The following is a 252-nucleotide window of genomic DNA, read 5'->3' as shown; positions in this document are numbered from 1 at the left end:
GGATTGGCATTGATAAACGGGGTAGATACAGCGATACCTAAGGGCGATACAGGGAATCCAGACACGCAATCAGCTGTGCCATCAGCAAGCAATAAGTCTTGCCAGCAGGCGTCATCATGGGCTGGAAATTCTAATGCGGCAAAATCGTATTTTGCCATCAAACCTGTCGGCTGCCAGTAATAAAATAAGAGTGGCTTATGCTGCTCAAAAGCGGAGGCAATTTCGGCATCAAGGGCTGCACCTGTGCCGGGA

General features: G+C 49.6%; 1 protein-coding gene. It reads right to left on the bottom strand.

The window, feature by feature from the left end; translation table 11 throughout:
- The coding region (locus tag AAEY78_RS14165; RefSeq protein ID WP_352340046.1) for a glycine betaine ABC transporter substrate-binding protein at positions 1-252 on the bottom strand (252 nt) is incomplete at both ends.

Source organism: Psychrobacter sp. 16-MNA-CIBAN-0192, from assembly GCF_040309565.1.
Lineage (GTDB): Bacteria > Pseudomonadota > Gammaproteobacteria > Pseudomonadales > Moraxellaceae > Psychrobacter.
This window is presented reverse-complemented; position numbering and strand designations above follow the sequence as displayed.